The organism is Bradyrhizobium sp. CCBAU 45394 (assembly GCF_028128655.1).
In the GTDB taxonomy this organism is placed as follows: domain Bacteria; phylum Pseudomonadota; class Alphaproteobacteria; order Rhizobiales; family Xanthobacteraceae; genus Bradyrhizobium; species Bradyrhizobium diazoefficiens.
Genome location: NZ_LBIX01000004.1, coordinates 48751 through 65835, shown reverse-complemented (window position 1 = coordinate 65835; position 17085 = coordinate 48751). Strand labels below are relative to the sequence as shown.

The window sequence follows — 17085 nt, the reverse complement described above, 5'->3', positions numbered from 1 at the left end:
ACTCGCATGACTGTCTTGATCGACGTAGACTCGGACGAGCACCACCTCTTATCGAGAGCGCCCGGCAACGGCGCCCGCGCGATGGCGTCACCGGGAAACCGGGCGGAGTGCCTCGACATCGGGCTCATCAACAACATGTCGGATGCGGCCTTGATGTCGACCGAGCGCCAGCTGTTCGACTTGCTGGCTGCGGCTGCCGGACGACTTTGCGTCAGGCTGCATTTCTATACGATGGAAGCGACCCCCCGTTCGGAATGGGGGCGCGATTACGTTCGTCGATACTACCGTGGCACCGACGATCTGCTGAACAGACGCCTCGACGGCGTGATCGTGACCGGCGCCGAACCCAGAGCCGCCAGTCTGACGGACGAGCCGTACTGGACCACCTTCGCCGAGATCGCGGACTGGGCCCGGGAGAATACGGTGTCGTCGGTGTTTTCCTGTCTGGCCGTCCATGGGGCCGTCCTGCACCTGGACGGCGTTACGCGCCACAAGCTGCCTACCAAATGCATCGGTGTCTTCACTCAAACGAAGACGAGAAATCATCCGTTGATGCACGATGTTCCTGCGAATTTCAGAATGCCGCACGCCCGCTGGAACGAGGTGCAGGATGAAACTCTCGAGAGCTGCGGATATTCCATTCTCACCTGGTCGGCGGAGGCAGGTGTCGATTGCTTCGTCAAGCAACAGAAGAAGAGCCTTTTCGTCCATTTCCAGGGCCACCCGGAATACGAAACGCAGACCCTGCTGGGCGAATACAGAAGGGACATGGGCCGTTTCCTCCGGGGCGAGAACGAAGTTTGTCCGACGATACCGACGGGTTATCTGGACGAGGAGGCAGAAGAGATCCTGGGCGCCTATCGGCGAACGGCCCTTTTGGACAGACGTCCGGAGTTTTTCGATGATTTCCCTGCCAATCAGCTGGCAAGGGATCTGCAAAACGGCTGGCAACTTCCGGCCAGACGCATCTACCGCAACTGGCTGCTTTACCTGGCGTCGCAGCGAGCCGAACGCTCAAAAGCGTTGCACTCCAACGGGACGTGCCGAACGAGGCCGCATTCCGGAATTTCGGCCCGTCAAAGTCGACACCGGTTGGTCGCCGTCCGATCCGGGGGTCCCCACGCGCCGGGCTCAAAGTCAGGGACACGAGTATGATGTCCGAAACAGGTACGAGAACGGCGCACCTTTATCCACCAGGGCCGGACGAGCCCTGCAGCCCAACTCAAGATCTCCTGAGCTGGATGAGCAAATGCTTCAAACGATACGGCAACATCTATAGGGCGTCTGTCTACGGTTCCGACGTGTATGTGATCAGTACTCCGGAGTACGCGGAGCACGTCCTTCGCAAGAATTGGCAGAACTACAAGAAAGGCCTGGCGATCAAGCGCATTGCCTGGCTCCTCGGTAATGGCCTTATGGTGAGCGAGGGAGAGTTCTGGAAACATCAGCGGCGGATGATCCAGCCTGCTTTCCGCCACAACGCGATCGGAGCGTTCAGTCACGTCATTACAGCGGCCAATGTGGCGTTGCTTGAAAGATGGAAGCAGGCAGCTCGGGAGAAGAAGAGCGTCAATGCCACTCGCGACATCAGCCGCATGGTCGCGGAGTCGGTTCTCAGCGCAATCTTCGGAGCCGACTACGAATACGTGCGCCCGCATTTCAGTATTCTGACCGACGAGTCTGCGCGCAACCTCGAGTTTGCGAAAGAGTTCAGGTCTTTGGGAGAAATCGTGAGCCGGGTTGCCGCCGAAAGGAGGAAGAAGAACATCAGATCCGCCGACATGCTCGGCATGCTTATGGAAGCGCGCGACCGGGACAGTGGCCAAATAATGCCAGACCGCCAATTGGTCAACGAAACGATGACCCTGATTGTCGCCGGACACGAAACGACGGCTTCCACCCTGAATTGGATCTGGTACTTGCTCTCTCAGCACCCGGAGGTCGAGGAAAAATTATGGAGGGAGCTCGACAATGTGCCTGCGAGCGAGCTTCCTGACCTCAATGATCTCGGGAGGTTTAGCTACACGCGGCGCATTATCGAGGAGGCGCTACGCCTGTATCCGCCCGGCTGGCTGATGACGCGCAGGGCGCTGAAGGACGATTACCTTGGCGACTATTTCGTGCCTGCCGGAACTGAAGTATATATTTCCACTTACCACATCCAGCGACACCGCAAGCTCTGGGAAGCAGCGGATAGTTTCCGTCCGGATCGCTTCGGTCCCGATTTCTTGCAGGAACGACATCCGCCGACGATGCTCCCGTTTTCCGTAGGGCCGAGGAACTGCATCGGTGAAATCTTTGCGCGCCTCGAAATGCAGATTCACCTGGTGATGATCGCCAGGCAGCTGCGGCTGGGCTACGATGAAGAAAAGCCTCCCGAGCTGGAGGCTGCCGTGAACTTGCGCAGCAAGCATGATTTCGTCATGACCCCGGAGATCAGAACTTCGGCGAATAGTTATGAAACCCGCCGGCGGGGACCAGAGACGCGAGCGATGAGTTCCGGGGGAGGGGCGTGAACCCGGCGCCTCGCGGCCGCCGGGAAGGGTGCAAGCCTCAGGGGCCGATGTCGAAGAGCGCTATCTCTGTATAAGCCAAATCTCCCAACCGCGGCCGATCCGATCCGCGGAAATATCTATTGGCCTTCCCTGGGAAGTATTTGCCGACCAGTCCGTCAATTGGTCCGTTCGCGTCGAGCAATACCACGACATGCCAGGTATGCCGGGCAAGAAATGAGCCTATCGGCCGCGCAAAGCGTACGAAGTCGTCCACACCGCGGCAATAGACAAGTTGCGCGCATGGAACCCTGCTGAATTGCCGGATTCGAAATACAAAAGGATAAGCATCTTGAGGTGTAACGCACCACAGACTGATGCATCCGCAATCTGCGTGCTCGAGCAGCAGGTCGCGATCGTGTGGATCCAATCGAACATCAAGCTTGGTGTGCACATCGACGACCCTTGCAGGCGCCTCCTTGCTAGCTCGACCGAGCAAGGGAATTGAGGCAAAGAGTCCACCGCAATATCTGACGTAGCTCAAGGCTTCTATCATGCGAAACGTATTTTTCGCCGGCGTCAGGTTGAGCACCGTGGCCTCCTTGAAATCGGAGGCCTTTTTTATGAGCTGTGGCGCGCACATTCTAAATGCCGGATCAACATACAAGCCTAACCCGTTGCAACGGATCTTGGCTTTGCCATTTTCCCAAACTGTCGAGAATATCAAGAGCAAGATACCAACAAGCTCGCCGTCACTGTCGATCACATATCCGTAGCGTGGCAATTCTTCTGCGGGCAGTAGTCGGTGACTCAAGCAGGAGAAAATATCCTCCCAGAAACTGCGAGGGCGCCCTGACCCATATCCGCCGGTCAGCAGGTCTATGGCCGCCGGGATGTCGGCATCAGTTATGAGACGGATTTTGATGCAGGACAACGCCTACCAACCTCTCAACCCCATGCGACCGTGATCTCAATTTTCGCACTCGGGAGCACAGGCGCACTCGAATTCCAATACGCCAGGGCCCCACGAGCACTGCCAACGAATCTTGCCAGTACTCTTTCGCCAGTAGATGCGGAAATTGACGCCGGCCGGGGGAAACAAAAAGGGTCGAAGAAGTTCGCCTTCATTTGAGCGAGCACATCTAATCTCGCTTTCATGCGCTTTGAGTTTCTCCAGCAAATCGTTGTAGGCCAAATCCTTCGTATCTCCGTAGCCGACTACGGCCCTCGCATCATTGACGTACTGTCTTTCGGTAGAACGAGCCATTGACCATCTCTCGACCGAGCGAACCACCACTGCGTGCCACAAGGTCAGCTGCAAACTTACCTGACCACGGCTCGGGTAAGTAGCTCCACTTCGGAGGTACCCCGCTGGAAAGCGTGGACTTTCCGACGTCCACCTTTACGCTCCCGACCAGGCAGGTTCGGTCGGCTAGGTTGTCTCCCGACCGCGCCTTGTTCCGGCGGTAGGCGGTCGCTGTCCCGGAGATTGCGGCAACGGAGGCCGGACCGGTCGACCGCAAGGCGCTTTCCGCGAAGGCTATGGTCCACGGACCGAAGTCCGTCGCGCATACATGGAGGTTCGTCATGGTCTCCGACACCAATTCCATCAGCCATTCGAGGACATGGACATTCTTCCGAGGCCAGTGGCACGAGGGCAATGTGCCGATCATGGGGCCACGCACCCATGGGCTCTGGCTCGCCTCGACCATCTTCGATGGTGCGCGCGCTTTCGAAGGCGTCATGCCCGACCTCGATCGTCATTGCGCCCGCGTCAATCAATCTGCGGTCAACTTCGGGCTCAAACCGGTCGTCGATCTCGACACGTGGCTCGGACTGGTGCGCGAAGGTATCGCCCGTTTCCCGGTCAATGCCGAACTCTACATCCGCCCGATGTACTGGCCGCAGAACGGCATCGGCGGCGGTGTGCTGTTCGATCCGGAAACGACGGACTGGTGCCTTTGCATCTACGAATCGCCGATCCCGGAGCCCGTCGGCAGCGCGATTACCCTGTCGCCGTTCCGCAGACCGACCGCCGAATGCGCGCCGGCCGATGTCAAGGCCTCCTGTCTTTATCCGAACAGTTCGCGTGCGCTCAGGGAAGCCGCCTCGCGCGGCTTCCAGAATTGCCTGATGCTGGACATGCTCGGTAACGTCGCGGAGTTCGGCAATTCGAACGTGTTCATGGCGAAAGACGGCGTTGTCTTTACGCCTGCGCCGAATGGCACGTTCCTGAACGGAATCACGCGGCAGCGCGTGATCGAACTTTTGCGCGGTGACGGCATCACGGTGTTGGAGGCAACGCTGCGCTACTCCGATTTCGTCAGTGCGGACGAGATCTTTTCGACCGGCAATTTCGCAAAAGTCGCGCCCGTGATCCGGATCGACGACCGGCAACTCAGGCCAGGGCGCTTTTACGCGCGGGCACGAAAGCTGTATTGGGATTTTGCCCACGGAATGAAGCTTGCTGCGTGAGAGGGCATCACTGGGCAACATTGCGAGAGGATAGGGCGCGACTCTATATCAGCTTTCGCGGTCGCTCTGGTGAGCCAAGAAGCATTGCGAAATGTGAGAGGATGCGCGTGACGGCGAGCAGGAGGACCGTCCTTGCTGGCACCTATTCAGCGGCGACCCGGCCCGTGCGGCGGGGGCGTTCCTCGTCGGATGTGACGAAGAGGTGGCCTGCGTGCTTGATCACGTTGTCGGTCGTCTCGCGGATATGGCGCTCGATCAGCTCCTCGGCCTTCGCGGCATCGCGCGCGACGACCGAATCCATGATCATCTTGTGCTCGACATCCTTGGCGCGCCATTTGGTCCGGAATTGCGAGGACATGCGGCGGTAGCGGTGCGCGCGTTCGAACAGCTTCTGGCGGATCTCCAGGAGGTTGGGCGAGCCGCACGCGGCAACAAGCGAAAAATGAAAATCGCCGTGGAGCTTGCCCCATTCTTCCGAGAGATAATAATTGGAGCCGAGCCGGTTCTGCAGGCGATCCATCCGGTGGAATGCGCCGATGATGTCCGCCTCCCAGGCGTCGTCGCCGTTCTTGATCGCGAGCGCAACGCATTCGCGCTCGATGAGCACGCGGACATAGGTGAGGTCGTTGAGATCGTCGATCGAAACCGGCGCGACGACGAAGCCGCGCTGATCCTCCGCGATGACGAGCCCTTCGGCCACGAGGCGCGAGAGCGCCTCCCTCAGCGTCGAAAAGCTCACCGCGTACATGTCCCGTAGCGCCTCGAACCGCAGCTTGGCGCCCGGCTTGAGCGTGCAACTGATGATGTCTGCGCGCATCCGGTGGAGCACGTCAGCCGCGCGTGTTTCACCTGCTGGCTTGACCCTCTCACGCATCCGACGCCGTCCTGCCATCCCTCTGCTGCCAGTCAGTATCATCGATTTTCGAAAGAATATCAAACAGTTCGGGCTGCCGTTGCCCGGTTGGCACGGCGGTATCCACGGTGTTGAACGGATCGAAGCCTGCAGCAAGCGACGGGATTGCTGCGAACTCTCCGAACAGCTTCGGGTCCCTTCGTCGGCGAGCAGGATCGGACGAAGTCGTATAATTTCGAAATAATCATACTTCATCGAAAATATGTTTGTGCGCATTGCCCTGATGCGGTATCAGGACATCAAACATCGTCGAGCCCTGGGAGGGGAGCAATGCCGCCTATTGTTCATGCGGTCGGGTACGTGAAAATCAACACCACGGCGATCGAGGCCGTGGTCCGGGACGCGACCGAAATCCTCGGCTTGCAGATCACCTACACGGACGAGGGGCAGACCTGGTTGAGCTCCAACGGGCGCGCGGCGGAACTGGTGCTGCTCAGGTCGCACGAGAATGCGACCCATACGATCGGATTGGAGGCGCTCACCGTCGATGCCGTCCGCGAGGCGGAGTCGCGCGTCGAGAGCGCCGGATGTCGCGTCATCTCGCGTAAACCCAGCCTCGATTGCATAGCCGCGGGCGTCACCTTCGCCACGCCGGAAGGGCTGCGCTTCGAGGTGCATACGCCGACGCGCGACCAGATCTACGGTCGGCGCTATCCGACCCACGGCGTCGGACCGAACCGCATGGATCATCTCAATCTGACGTCGCCCGATCCGATTGCAACGCGCCAGCAGCTCGAGAGGATCTGCGGCCTCCGCATATCCGAACGCATGGTCGACGACAGCCTGAGCTGGATGTACGGCGGCAATCGCCAGCATCACATCGTCGGCGTCGTTCGCGGCAAGGTGGGGCTGCACCACTACTCCTTCGAGTTCAGGGAGTTCAACGACTACCTGAAGCTCGGTGACCTGCTTGACCGCTTCGACAGGCAGATGCTGTGGGGGCCGGGCCGGCATCGGCCGGGCGACAACACCTACGCCTATTACACCGATTCCAGCGGCGCGATGATCGAGTGCTCCGGATCGATGGCTCTCATCGCTGACGACGACGGCTTCGTGCCGAATGTCATCACCAATCTCGAGCGCCCGGGCAATGTGCGCTGCATGAATGTCTGGGGCACGCCCGCGCCGCTCGAATGGCGTCAGTTTCACTTTCCCTTCACCGCCATCACCTGACGGGAAGTCGGGCAGCCTTGCCCGTGTGCGCACTGCGTGAGCGCGCCGCCCCTGTCGCAGCCTACGAGAGAGATGCCAATGCAAGAGAAGCACACCTTCCGGTCTGACGGGCTCAAGCTATCGGCCGTATTGCACGTGCCGGACGCGAGAAAGCCGGGCCAGCGGCTGCCTGCCTTCATCGTCCTGCACGGCTTTGTCGGATCGAAGGACGAGTCCCACGCCGAAATCCAGGCGCGCATGCTCGAGCAGATGGGATATGTGGCGCTTCGCTTCGATTTCCGCTGCTGCGGGGAGAGCGAAGGTGAACGTGCGCAGGTGCGCTGCTTCGACCAGGTCGCGGACGCCAAGAACGCGCTGACGTTCCTTGCGGAGAGGGAAGAGGTCGATCCCGGGCGGATCGGCGTGGTCGGCCATAGCTTCGGCGCGGCCGTCTCCGTCTACGCCGCCGGCGTCGACGATCGCTTCGCCTGCGTGATCTCGTCCTGCGGCTGGGGCGACGGGGAGCGGAAATTCCGTGGCCAGCATCCGACGCCCGAAGCCTGGGCAAAATTCACCTCGCTTCTGGAGAAAGGGCGCAAGCAAAAGCAGGACACCGGCCAGAGCATGTGGATCTCCCGCTTCGATGCCGTCCCGATCCCGGAGCATCTGCGCAAGAATCTCTCGCCAAAGGCGATCATGGAGATTCCCGTCGAGACCGCGTGGAGCATGTACAATTTTCGTGCGGACGAGGTCGTCGGCAACATCGCGCCTCGTCCGATCCTGTTCCTGCACACCGCCAACGACACGATCACGCCGACGGAGCAGTCGATCCGCATGTTCGAGAAGGCCGGCCAGCCGGCCGAGCTCGTGCTGATCACCGGCACGTCGCATTTCCCGCTCGCCGAAGGCGATGCGCCGCGCACCAAGGCGATCATCAAAGGCTGGCTCGACAAGTTCTTCCCGTCTCCGCTCGGTGCCTGAGCATGACGGGCGCTTCAGACACGGTCGCGATCGGCGCCGATGCGCTCCGGCCGTTCGCGGCGGATCTTCTCAGGGCGGGCGGCTTCACGGCCGACCAGGCGGATCAGACGGCGGCCATGCTCGTCTGGGCCAATCTGCGCGGCGCCGATTCGCACGGGCTGTTGCGGATCCCGCGCTACGTCGAGATGGTCGAGCTTGGTCTGATCAATCCCGCCGCCGAACCGCGCCAGGTTTCGGGCAAGGGCGCGGTGGCGGTGATCGACGCACAACGCGCGCCCGGCGCCGTCGGAATGAGCCTTGCTGCGCGAAAAGCAAGCGAGCTTGCGGACACCCACGGGATCGGCTGGTGCGCGGTTCGCTCCATCAGCCACGCCGGCGCGATCGGATACTACGCGCATCAGGTCGCTCAGGCGGGACGGATCGGCATTGTTATGACGGCTTCGAAACCGCTGATGATCTATCACGGATCCAGCGCAGAGGGCGTCTCAACGAACCCAATCGCGATTGCCGCGCCGACCGGCAATCCCGATCGTCCCTTGCTCCTCGACATGTCGACGGCATCGGTGGCGCTCGGAAAGATCATGGCTGCGAGGGATGCCGGTCAGCCGATTCCGGTTGGCTGGGCTGTCGATGGGAATGGCCAGGCGACAACGGACCCGCGCGAAGCAAAAGCGGTCCTTCCGATGGCCGGTCCCAAGGGTTCGGGCCTCTCTCTGATGATAGAGGTTCTCGCCAGCGTCCTGACGGCCAACCCACTCATCGCCGTGGCGCTCGTCCACGGCGGCGATCCAGGCGGCAACGGTCTGGTGGCTGTGCTCGACCCGTCGGCCTTCGGCGACAACTTCACCCTTGAAGTCGATCGGCTCGGCGCGGCGATCAAGAGCCTGCCGCCCGCGGCCGGGGTGGACAGCGTATACCTGCCGGGCGAGCGCGGCTTTGAGGAAATGGAAAGACGGTCGCGCGCTGGGATTCCGCTCGCGCGGGGAACTGTTTCGCGATTGCTGGCGCTCGCCTCGAAACTGAATGTGGCGGTGCCCGAAGGCGTTGCCTAGTCGAGGACCCTCGGGCGCACCCCGGGCCGACCTGGTCGCCCTTATCGGCGTGAAATCGCGTGATTTGGCGATCCGTCGCCGACCGTTCCGTCACGCATCCCCACCTGCCTGCGTTGCGCGCGGGAGCCCAGCGTTTCCGTCAACCCTGATCTCGACGACATCGGGACCTGGATCGGTATACTGCCACCATGTACCGGAACAAGGATCAGATGATGGACGATACGATTGGCTTCCCCGACCCCGGCCTCGACCTGTCCGACGGTTTCAAGCCGCACACCTCGCATTGGGGCGTGTTCTCGGCGCGCAACGGCGCAGCCGGCCTTGAGGTCAGGGCCTATGCGGGCGATCCTGATCCGAACGGCATCATCGACAATTTCCCCGGCGCGCTGCGGCACCATGCGCGTATCGCTCAGCCGGCGATTCGCCGCGGCTGGCTCGAGCGAGGTCCCGGTCCGGACGATCGCCGCGGCCGCGACGAATTCGTCTCCGTGAGCTGGGAGAAGGCGCTCGACCTCCTCGGCGACGAGCTCGGCCGCATCCGCGACACGCGCGGGCCCGGCGCCGTGTTCGGCGGCTCCTATGGCTGGTCGAGCGCGGGCCGCTTTCACCACGCGCAGAGCCAGGTGCACCGCTTCCTCAATATCGCGATGGGCGGCTATGTGCGTTCGGTGAATTCCTATTCCTCGGGCGCCTCCTCGGTGCTGCTGCCGCAGATTCTCGCGGGCTACGAGGACATCACCAAGCGCAACGTCACCTGGGAGCAGATCGCGACTGAGACGGACATCGTGCTGGCATTCGGCGGCATGGCGCTGAAGAACTCCATGGTGGCCGGCGGCTCGATCAGCAAGCATGTCGAGCGCGGCGCCATGGCGGCGGCGCACCGGCGCGGCTGCGAGTTCATCCTGGTCAGCCCGCTGCGTGAAGACCTGCCGGTCGAGGCCGGTGCCGAATGGTTGACGTGCGTGCCCAGCACCGACACCGCGCTGATGCTCGGCATCGTCCACACGCTGGTCAGCGAGAACCTGCACGATCAGGCCTTCCTCGATCGCTACACCGAAGGGTGGCCCGTCTTCCTGCGTTATCTCACCGGGGAGAGCGATGGCCAGCCGAAGAGCGCCGAGTGGGCCGCCGCGATCTCAGGCGTTGACGCGGACACGATCCGCACGCTCGCCCGTCGCCTTGCCGGAAAGCGCGCGCTCATCACCGTCTCGCATTCGCTCCAGCGCGCCGAGCATGGCGAGCAGCCGGTGTGGATGGGCATGGTGCTGGCGGCAGCGCTCGGCCAGATCGGCTTGCCCGGCGGCGGCTACGCCTATTCGCTCGGGGCGATCGGCTATTACGGCCGCCGCGTCAACGACGTGCCGGGGCCGACGCTCGGGCAGGGCCGCAACGGCGTCCGTGATTTCATCCCGGTCGCGCGCATCGCCGACATGCTGCTCAATCCCGGAACCACCTATCGCTACAATGGCGAGACGCGCACCTATCCGGATATCCGCCTCGTCTACTGGGCCGGCGGCAATCCCTTCCATCACCACCAGGACATCAACCGCCTGCGCAAGGCTTTTGCGCAGCTCGATACCTTCGTCGTGCACGAGCTCGCCTGGACTGCGACGGCGCGCCACGCCGACATCGTGCTGCCGTCGACCATGACGCTCGAACGCGAGGACATCGGCTATTCCAGCAACGATCCCCTCATGGTCGCGATGCACCGGATCGCCGAGCCGTTTGGCCTCGCGCGCGACGACTACGAGATTTTTGCCGATCTTGCCGAGCGTCTCGGCGCGCGCGAACCCTTTACCGAAGGACGCACGTCGCGGGAGTGGCTAAAACATCTCTACGAGCCGACCCGCGCCTCGCTCGCCATGCGCGGCCTCGAAGCGCCGAGCTTCGACGAATTCTGGCAGCGCGGCAGCCTGGTCGTGCCGCAACAGCCCGACGACGGCGGCCGATTGCGCCGCTTCCGCGAGGACCCGGTCGCTCACGCCCTGCCGACGCCGAGCGGCCGCATCGAGATTTTCTCGACGAAGATCGCCGGCCATGGCGATGCGGATTGTCCGGGCCATCCGGTCTGGCTCGACAAGACCGACATGCCCAAGCCCGGTGCGCCATGCTTCCTCGTCGCCAACCAGCCGGTGACGCGCCTGCACAGCCAGCTCGATTTCGGCGGACATTCGCTCGGCGCCAAGCATCGCGGCCGCGAGGTCGCGCGCATGAACCCGGTTGATGCCGACGCGCGCGGCATCAAGGACGGCGACATCATCCGCCTGTTCAACGAGCGCGGCGCCTGCCTCGCCGCGGTCCATGTCACCGACGGCATCGCGCCCGGCGTGGTCCAGCTCCCGACCGGCGCCTGGTACGACCCGATGGACCCCGAGGACGACGCGCCGCTCTGCGTCCACGGCAATCCGAACGTGCTCACCCGCGACGTCGGCACCTCGTCCTTCGCGCAGGGCTGCACGGGGCAGCTGACGACGGTGGAGGTGGAGAAATTCACCGGCAATCTGCCGCCGATCCGGGCGTTCGATCCGGTGTAGCGGGGCGTTCGCCCCTTGCTCCGTCATTGCGAACGCAGCGAAGCAATCCAGAGTCTTTCCGCGGTGGCAGTCTGGATTGCTTTGCTGCGCTTGCAATGACGATGTGGAGGCTGTGAGCGCAACTTCATCCCCGTCAACAGACAAAGAAAAGGGGCCGTCCTGTGTGGGAGCAGGGACGGCCCCGAGTGGCTCGTAGGCCCGGGAGGACGAGGGCGCGAGCCGGCACAAGTGGCAGGGCACTACGTTCGAAAAATTGCAGACCAAACCAGACGCGTATTCCGCAACGCCATGTCGCCTGTCGTGTCGAAAGGACGAGCTACGCGGCCGCGCTGGCCATCCAGTCCCTGTCTGCAGCAGGACGGCGCCGCGGCAGCGCTTCCGCTGCGAGAGGCTCGGCCTTGCTGGCGAGGCGCCAGCGTGCCGGAGACTGGCCGCTGATGCGCTTGAAGACGGTCGAAAAATGCGCCTGGGTGCTGAACCCGACGGCAAGTGCGATTTCGGCCAGTGGCCGCCCGGTCGTCGCGAGCAGCGTCTTCGCATTCTCGATCCGGTGATTGAGCAGATATTCGCGCGGACGGTAGCCGGTCGCGGCGCGGAACTGTGCTGCAAAGTGCATTCTGGACAGGCCGGCGACATTGGCGAGTTCGGACAGGCTGATGCAGCGGTCGAAATTGTCCGCGATATATTGCTCAACGCGCCGCAGCCGCCATTTCGGCAAGGCGTTGACCCTGGCACGCGGCGGCTCCAGCCGGGCCAGATGCATCGCAAGGGTCTGGCCGACGCAGCGTGTGAACTCCCGGTCCGCGGCATCGCCATGCTCGGTCAGCGCCCTGGCGAGCTCGGCCGCGAGCGGGTCGCGCAGCAGGACGAGGTCGCCAAGTCCTTCCGCGGCAGGCGATTGCGCCGGGAAATGATCAGCGGAGATATGGAAGTGCAGGAAGGCGCAAGGCGCCTGGAATTGTGCGGCGAGAGGCTTCGACGGTGCGCTGACATAGAGCGTCCCTGCGGGCATGGTGCCGTCGAAAATGACCTGGCGGTCACGGGTCAATTTCGCACGCGTGGCCTTCAGGGCAATGCCGACGAAGTAGCGATCCTCCGGCGTCGTCGCCTCGTGCGACGAGCTGTCTCTGAAATCCTCCCATCGCGAAATCGTGATGTCCTCGATCGTCGCCTCCGGGCCGCGGTCGATCCGGCGCCACCCGCGTTCCCTCGGGATCGCTTGTGCTGCCTGGCGGAGCTGGTGATCGCGCGGCTCGGCCTGAAGATCAATCCAGGCAGGCGCCGCCTGCAAGTCGGTAAACATCGCTCGTCCTCTCTTGGCATCGCGGCCGCTGGCGGCGACCGGCAAACCCCCAAGCCCAAAGCTTTCGACAAGGCTTTCGAGAAGGTTTTCCATGCTCAGAGGATAGGCGTGAGCCGGACAAGAAGCCCGTTAGTGATGATTAGGATGTGTTAGATTTTGTGTGCGCGAACATGGTGTGACAGCCCGTCGCAGAGAGGTCGACTTTCTCAAATGTTTCAAGTCTTTGGCGCGAGGATGGCGCCGGACCTGATGTGGCGATCGACCCACCGGCGTGAGGTTTGCGCTCGGCGTTCACTGGACATCGCCTCGGCGCTGGATATGGCGCGCCGCGCGTCTCGATGCGGTGAAGGTGGTCGTCAGGATGAGCGACAAGTGAACGAGCTTTCGGCAGGACATGGCCCCCGCAGCAGTGGATCGTGACGTCGAGAGCCGCGCCGGCGGAAGCCGTCGGCGCCTCCTGCCTTCGTCTTCAGCCCTTGTGTCCGTCCAGTCGCGCAAGGAAGTCGCGGACGAGCGACGCGATCTGGTCGGTCGCCTCGTCCAGCGCGAAGTGACCGGCTTCGAGGATGTGAACCTCCGCCTCCGGAACATCGTCGCGATAGGCCGTGGCGCCGGCGACGGCGAAGGATGGATCGTACTTGCCCCAAACCACCAGCGTCGGTGGCCGCGTCTTGCGCAGCCAGTCCTGCCATTTGGGATAGGACGCGACGTTGGTCCGGTAATCCAGGAACAGCGTGGTCTGGATCTCGGCCTGGCCCGGGCGCGTCAGAAACGCGTATTCGTCGGTCCATGTATCCGGATCATAGCGTTCCGGGCGCGGGCTGGAACCGAGGTGCCGCTGGCGTGTCGCCTCCAGAGAGGTGAAGTTGGCCTTGAGCGCCTCGAGCTCGTGCGCCGGATCCGCCCAGTATCTGCGACGCGCTTCCCAGAGCGGGCTCAGCCCCTGCTCATGCGAAACGGCGTTCTGGATGATGATGGCGCTGGTACGTTCGGGATGCGCCAGCGCCATGCGGAAGCCGACGGGGCCGCCGTAATCCTGCATGAACAGCACGTAGCGGCTCAGGCCGAGCTTCGCCGTGAGCTCGCCGATCACGCCGGCGATATTGTCGAACGTGTAGGCGAAGCCGGACGGCGGCGGCGCGCTGCTGTTGCCGAAGCCGGGATAGTCCGGTGCGATCAGGTGATATTTGTCGGCCAGCAGCGGCAGCAGGGGCTCCCACATCCGCGAGGAGGAGGGGAAGCCGTGCAACAGCAGCACGGTCGGCGCGTCGGCCGGCCCGGCCTCGCGGTAGAAGATCTTGAGGCCGTGGATCTCGATGGTGTGGTAGCTGATCGAGCGCCGGCTCGACCGCAGCTCCTGCGCCGAGGCTGCACGGTCGCGCAGGCAAGGGCAGCAGAGAGGGCGAGGGTGGCTGGAATGCTCATATGTCGTCGCTCCGATGTCAGGCCGCCGCGCGATCGCCCGCTCCGGCGCTCGCGCGCGCGGCAGCTTCGGCCCGCCGCACGACGTCCGTGAGCTCGGGCGTAAAGCTTTCCTCGCCGTCCTCGATATGTCCCGTCAGCCGCGCCGTGATCTCCTGGAACACCCAGCCGTTGCCATCGGGATCGCTGAACGAGGCGTAGGAGGCGTAGCTCTTGCGCTGCGGGTTCGGGCCGGCGGCAAGGTCCTGGACGCTGGCATGATGGAATATGCCGCCGGGGTCGTGGAACGGCTCGCCGACGGTGATGCCGCGACGGCGCAGGTCGTCGCATGCGGCCTCGATGTCGGACACGATGAGATGGAGCCCCTTCACGGAGCCGGGAGCAGCAATGGTGAGGTTGCTGCCGAAAATGACTGAGCAGCCCGAGCCGGGAGGCGTGAACTGGATCACGCGATAATTGCTTGGGCCCTGATAGTCGATGTCGAGCCGCCAGCCGAGGTCGGCATAGAAGCGCTTGGCGCGCTCGACGTCCGAGACCGGGAGGACGACGACCTCGATCTTCATATCGACCGTATCGGTGGCAGCGGGTTCGCGAAGCCCGGCCTCGAGGATGTCGACGTCCTGCTCGACGGTCCCGCCGCTGATGCCGACGCCGGCGACGAGCTGTCCGTCGATGTGCAGCGGCGCGCCGCCGCCCATCGAGCAGAAGCGTCCGCCCGCAACTCCCATCAGGGGAAACAGAGCCTGTCCGGGCTGGACCATCGGAGAGAGTTCCGCCGTTCGCAGCCCCACCAGCGCGGACGTATAGGCCTTCCGCTCCGACAGCTCGAGCGAGAAGGTCGGCGCGCCGCTCATACGGTGCTTGAGAATGATGTTGCCGTGAATGTCGATGATGCAAACCGCCATCGGAACTGTGGCGCGGGCAGCCTCCGCTTCGATGCGCTCTGCGATCGTCTTCGCATAGGAAAGCAGGTCCATGATCGTGTCCTCTCCGAGGAATATCGCGGCGTCGGGAGGCGCCGTTGCGGGCGCCTCCCGAGATGCGACCGCATCCAGAATTTTACGACGCCTTCGCCATCCGTTTGCTCTTGAGGGCGGCGAGCAGCGTCTGCGCGGCGGGGCCCGACGAATGCGGATTCTGTCCCGTGATCAGCTGGCCGGCGCTGACGACGTGCACGCCCCAGTTGGCCGTTTTCGAGAAGACGGCACCGAGCTTCAACATCTCGTCCTCGACGAGGAAGGGAACCACCTTGGTCAGGCCCACGTCCTCTTCCTCGCCGTTGGTGAAGCCGGTCACTTCCTTGCCCTGGACCAGCGGCTTGCCATCGGGCGTCTTGACGTGGCGCAGCGCTCCGGTCGAATGACACACGACGGCGATGGTCTTGCCGGCGGCGAGGAAGGACTCGATCAGCTTGACCGAGTTCTTGTCTTCGGCGAGGTCCCACATCGGGCCGTGGCCGCCCGGATAGAACAGCGTGTCGAAGTCTTCCTGCCGGACGCTGTCGAGGCGGACGGTCTCGTCGAGCTGGGCCTCCGCCGCCGCATCGTTCTCGAAACGCACCGTCAGGTCGGTGCGGAACTCGGGCTCGTTGCTCTTGGGGTCGAGCGGCGGACGGCCGCCCTTGGGCGAGGCGAGCGTGATCTCCGCGCCGGAATCCTTGAAGACGTAGTAGGGGGCTGCAAGCTCTTCGAGCCAGAAGCCGGTCCTGCGTCCGGTGTTGCCAAGCTGGTCGTGGGAGGTGATGACCATCAATACTTTCATGACACGGATTCCCTTGATTGCGTTTGCTGAATGACGCGCTCCCTCCTGGTGGAGCACATCGGTGCAAGTCTTCGTCGAGCTGCTGCGTTCGTTCGCCGCTCGCAAACGTAATCTGCACCCAAGTTGGGCCGTTGGCTCGTTATGTGGTGTTAGACGTTGCGAGGGCGGCGTTGTCGCCGCGGCTACTCGAACACGGCGTCGAAGATCTCGACGTCCATCAGCACGGGCCTGGCAATCACGGTTCCATCAGCCTGCAGCGTCTGCACGCGCCGAAGCGTCGGCACCACGATGCCGGCGAAATTGTCATGGGCCCAGGAATAATGCGCTACCTTCATCCCGAAGAGATCGTGATCCGTCCGCCGTTGCAAAGCGCTCTGGTCGAAATAGAAGATCTGCTCGGGCGCGAGGGTGATCAGGTGCGCGGGGAATTGCGCCCGCAGCCGCCGCCAGGTCTCAGTGCCTTCAGACCACGGTGACAGCTCCTCCAACACGACATCGGGATGAGCGAGCAGGAATGGAATCGTCAGATAGTTCCAGATCGCGACGCCGCAGAAGAAGACGAGATGCAGTTCGTCCGCAAGCGCGGGGGCACTGGCCTCGGGAAATGCAAGGCTCGGATTGCGCCAGGTCCGCAGCACCTCGCCATCCAGGCTTTCGATCGTGATCGCGTCCGGTTGAAAGGAGCCTGAGTGTTCTCCCCCGGTGATGCCGGTGAAGCGGACGGATTGCGTCCGGGTCGAGCCTTCCGCGGTCACATCCTTGAATTCTCTGGCATGTCCGGCACTGGAGAACAGCATTCCGCCGACGGAAAGGTGGAGCGTGAAACGGTTCAAGCTGCTCCAGCGGTCCAAACCGCCACTAGCATCGATTACATCGTGAAGGAGAGCCATGTCCCGCCATATCCACCGTGAAACGTCACCACCATGGCGGGGCGGATGCGGCTTGGCGTGTTAGAAGTTGTTAGGAGTTGCGAGCAGGCAGTATGGCGGTATCTTGTTGA

13 protein-coding genes and 1 pseudogene are annotated in these 17085 nt (G+C 62.9%); 7 read left to right on the top strand and 7 right to left on the bottom strand.

Annotation, left to right across the window (positions count from 1 at the left end; translation table 11 throughout):
• The first annotated feature begins 6 nt into the window (after positions 1-6).
• Positions 7-1155: a homoserine O-succinyltransferase MetA gene (gene metA, locus WN73_RS01125; protein WP_271551123.1), complete on the top strand. Its 1149-nt coding sequence runs from the start codon at positions 7-9 to the stop codon at positions 1153-1155.
• Positions 1152-2516: a cytochrome P450 gene (locus WN73_RS01120; protein WP_271551121.1), complete on the top strand. Its 1365-nt coding sequence runs from the start codon at positions 1152-1154 to the stop codon at positions 2514-2516. The genes metA and WN73_RS01120 overlap by 4 nt, the downstream gene beginning before the upstream one ends.
• Before the next feature lie 37 nt (positions 2517-2553).
• Here the strand turns inward: WN73_RS01120 and WN73_RS01115 are convergent, their stop codons facing one another.
• A complete protein-coding gene (locus WN73_RS01115; protein WP_271551119.1) occupies positions 2554-3426 on the bottom strand; it encodes an acyl-CoA acyltransferase in 873 nt (290 codons plus the stop codon).
• A 653-nt stretch (positions 3427-4079) separates the two neighbouring features.
• Between WN73_RS01115 and WN73_RS01110 the strand changes: the two genes are divergently transcribed.
• Complete coding sequence (locus tag WN73_RS01110) at positions 4080-4967, top strand: branched-chain amino acid aminotransferase (RefSeq protein WP_271551117.1); 888 nt, start codon at positions 4080-4082, stop codon at positions 4965-4967.
• A gap of 142 nt (positions 4968-5109) precedes the next feature.
• On the opposite strand, the gene WN73_RS01105 is transcribed toward WN73_RS01110, so the two are convergent.
• Entirely contained in the window at positions 5110-5841 is a 732-nt protein-coding gene (locus WN73_RS01105) for a GntR family transcriptional regulator (RefSeq protein ID WP_271551115.1), read from the bottom strand.
• Positions 5842-6150: 309 nt separating this feature from the next.
• Between WN73_RS01105 and WN73_RS01100 the strand changes: the two genes are divergently transcribed.
• The 4 genes from WN73_RS01100 to WN73_RS01085 all read left to right on the top strand — a co-directional run bounded on the left by WN73_RS01100 (position 6151) and on the right by WN73_RS01085 (position 11599).
• Complete coding sequence (locus WN73_RS01100; RefSeq protein WP_271551113.1) at positions 6151-7053, top strand: VOC family protein; 903 nt, start codon at positions 6151-6153, stop codon at positions 7051-7053.
• 78 nt (positions 7054-7131) lie between these two features.
• Entirely contained in the window at positions 7132-8013 is an 882-nt protein-coding gene (locus WN73_RS01095) for an alpha/beta hydrolase (protein ID WP_110116869.1), read from the top strand.
• A 2-nt stretch (positions 8014-8015) separates the two neighbouring features.
• Entirely contained in the window at positions 8016-9065 is a 1050-nt protein-coding gene (locus WN73_RS01090; protein ID WP_271551110.1) for an Ldh family oxidoreductase, read from the top strand.
• A gap of 212 nt (positions 9066-9277) precedes the next feature.
• On the top strand, positions 9278-11599 hold the full coding sequence (locus tag WN73_RS01085) for a molybdopterin guanine dinucleotide-containing S/N-oxide reductase (protein WP_271551600.1): 2322 nt from the start codon (positions 9278-9280) through the stop codon (positions 11597-11599).
• 316 nt (positions 11600-11915) lie between these two features.
• Here WN73_RS01085 and WN73_RS01080 read toward each other — a convergent pair whose 3' ends face one another.
• From WN73_RS01080 to WN73_RS01060, 5 genes and pseudogenes are all read right to left on the bottom strand, one after another.
• Positions 11916-12902, bottom strand: coding sequence for a helix-turn-helix domain-containing protein (locus tag WN73_RS01080; RefSeq protein WP_271551108.1), 987 nt, complete (start codon positions 12900-12902; stop codon positions 11916-11918).
• Positions 12903-13371: 469 nt separating this feature from the next.
• Positions 13372-14327: pseudogene (locus tag WN73_RS01075) on the bottom strand (alpha/beta fold hydrolase).
• A 17-nt stretch (positions 14328-14344) separates the two neighbouring features.
• Positions 14345-15301, bottom strand: coding sequence for a heme-binding protein (locus tag WN73_RS01070; RefSeq protein ID WP_271551106.1), 957 nt, complete (start codon positions 15299-15301; stop codon positions 14345-14347).
• Positions 15302-15383: 82 nt separating this feature from the next.
• On the bottom strand, positions 15384-16085 hold the full coding sequence (locus WN73_RS01065) for a type 1 glutamine amidotransferase domain-containing protein (RefSeq protein WP_271551104.1): 702 nt from the start codon (positions 16083-16085) through the stop codon (positions 15384-15386).
• 182 nt (positions 16086-16267) lie between these two features.
• Positions 16268-16975, bottom strand: coding sequence for a hypothetical protein (locus WN73_RS01060; protein ID WP_011089008.1), 708 nt, complete (start codon positions 16973-16975; stop codon positions 16268-16270).
• Positions 16976-17085: the final 110 nt, after the last annotated feature.

Bases quoted from the DNA above. Each gene is read 5' to 3' on its own strand.
- WN73_RS01100 (WP_271551113.1), top strand. From the start codon at position 6,151: ATGCCGCCTATTGTTCATGCGGTCGGGTACGTGAAAATCAACACCACG.
- WN73_RS01110 (WP_271551117.1), top strand. From the start codon at position 4,080: ATGGTCTCCGACACCAATTCCATCAGCCATTCGAGGACATGGACATTC.
- WN73_RS01085 (WP_271551600.1), top strand. From the start codon at position 9,278: ATGGACGATACGATTGGCTTCCCCGACCCCGGCCTCGACCTGTCCGAC.
- WN73_RS01060 (WP_011089008.1), bottom strand. From the start codon at position 16,975: ATGGCTCTCCTTCACGATGTAATCGATGCTAGTGGCGGTTTGGACCGC.
- WN73_RS01105 (WP_271551115.1), bottom strand. From the start codon at position 5,841: ATGCGTGAGAGGGTCAAGCCAGCAGGTGAAACACGCGCGGCTGACGTG.
- WN73_RS01120 (WP_271551121.1), top strand. From the start codon at position 1,152: ATGATGTCCGAAACAGGTACGAGAACGGCGCACCTTTATCCACCAGGG.
- WN73_RS01070 (WP_271551106.1), bottom strand. From the start codon at position 15,301: ATGGACCTGCTTTCCTATGCGAAGACGATCGCAGAGCGCATCGAAGCG.
- metA (WP_271551123.1), top strand. From the start codon at position 7: ATGACTGTCTTGATCGACGTAGACTCGGACGAGCACCACCTCTTATCG.
- WN73_RS01095 (WP_110116869.1), top strand. From the start codon at position 7,132: ATGCAAGAGAAGCACACCTTCCGGTCTGACGGGCTCAAGCTATCGGCC.
- WN73_RS01080 (WP_271551108.1), bottom strand. From the start codon at position 12,902: ATGTTTACCGACTTGCAGGCGGCGCCTGCCTGGATTGATCTTCAGGCC.
- WN73_RS01065 (WP_271551104.1), bottom strand. From the start codon at position 16,085: ATGAAAGTATTGATGGTCATCACCTCCCACGACCAGCTTGGCAACACC.
- WN73_RS01090 (WP_271551110.1), top strand. From the start codon at position 8,016: ATGACGGGCGCTTCAGACACGGTCGCGATCGGCGCCGATGCGCTCCGG.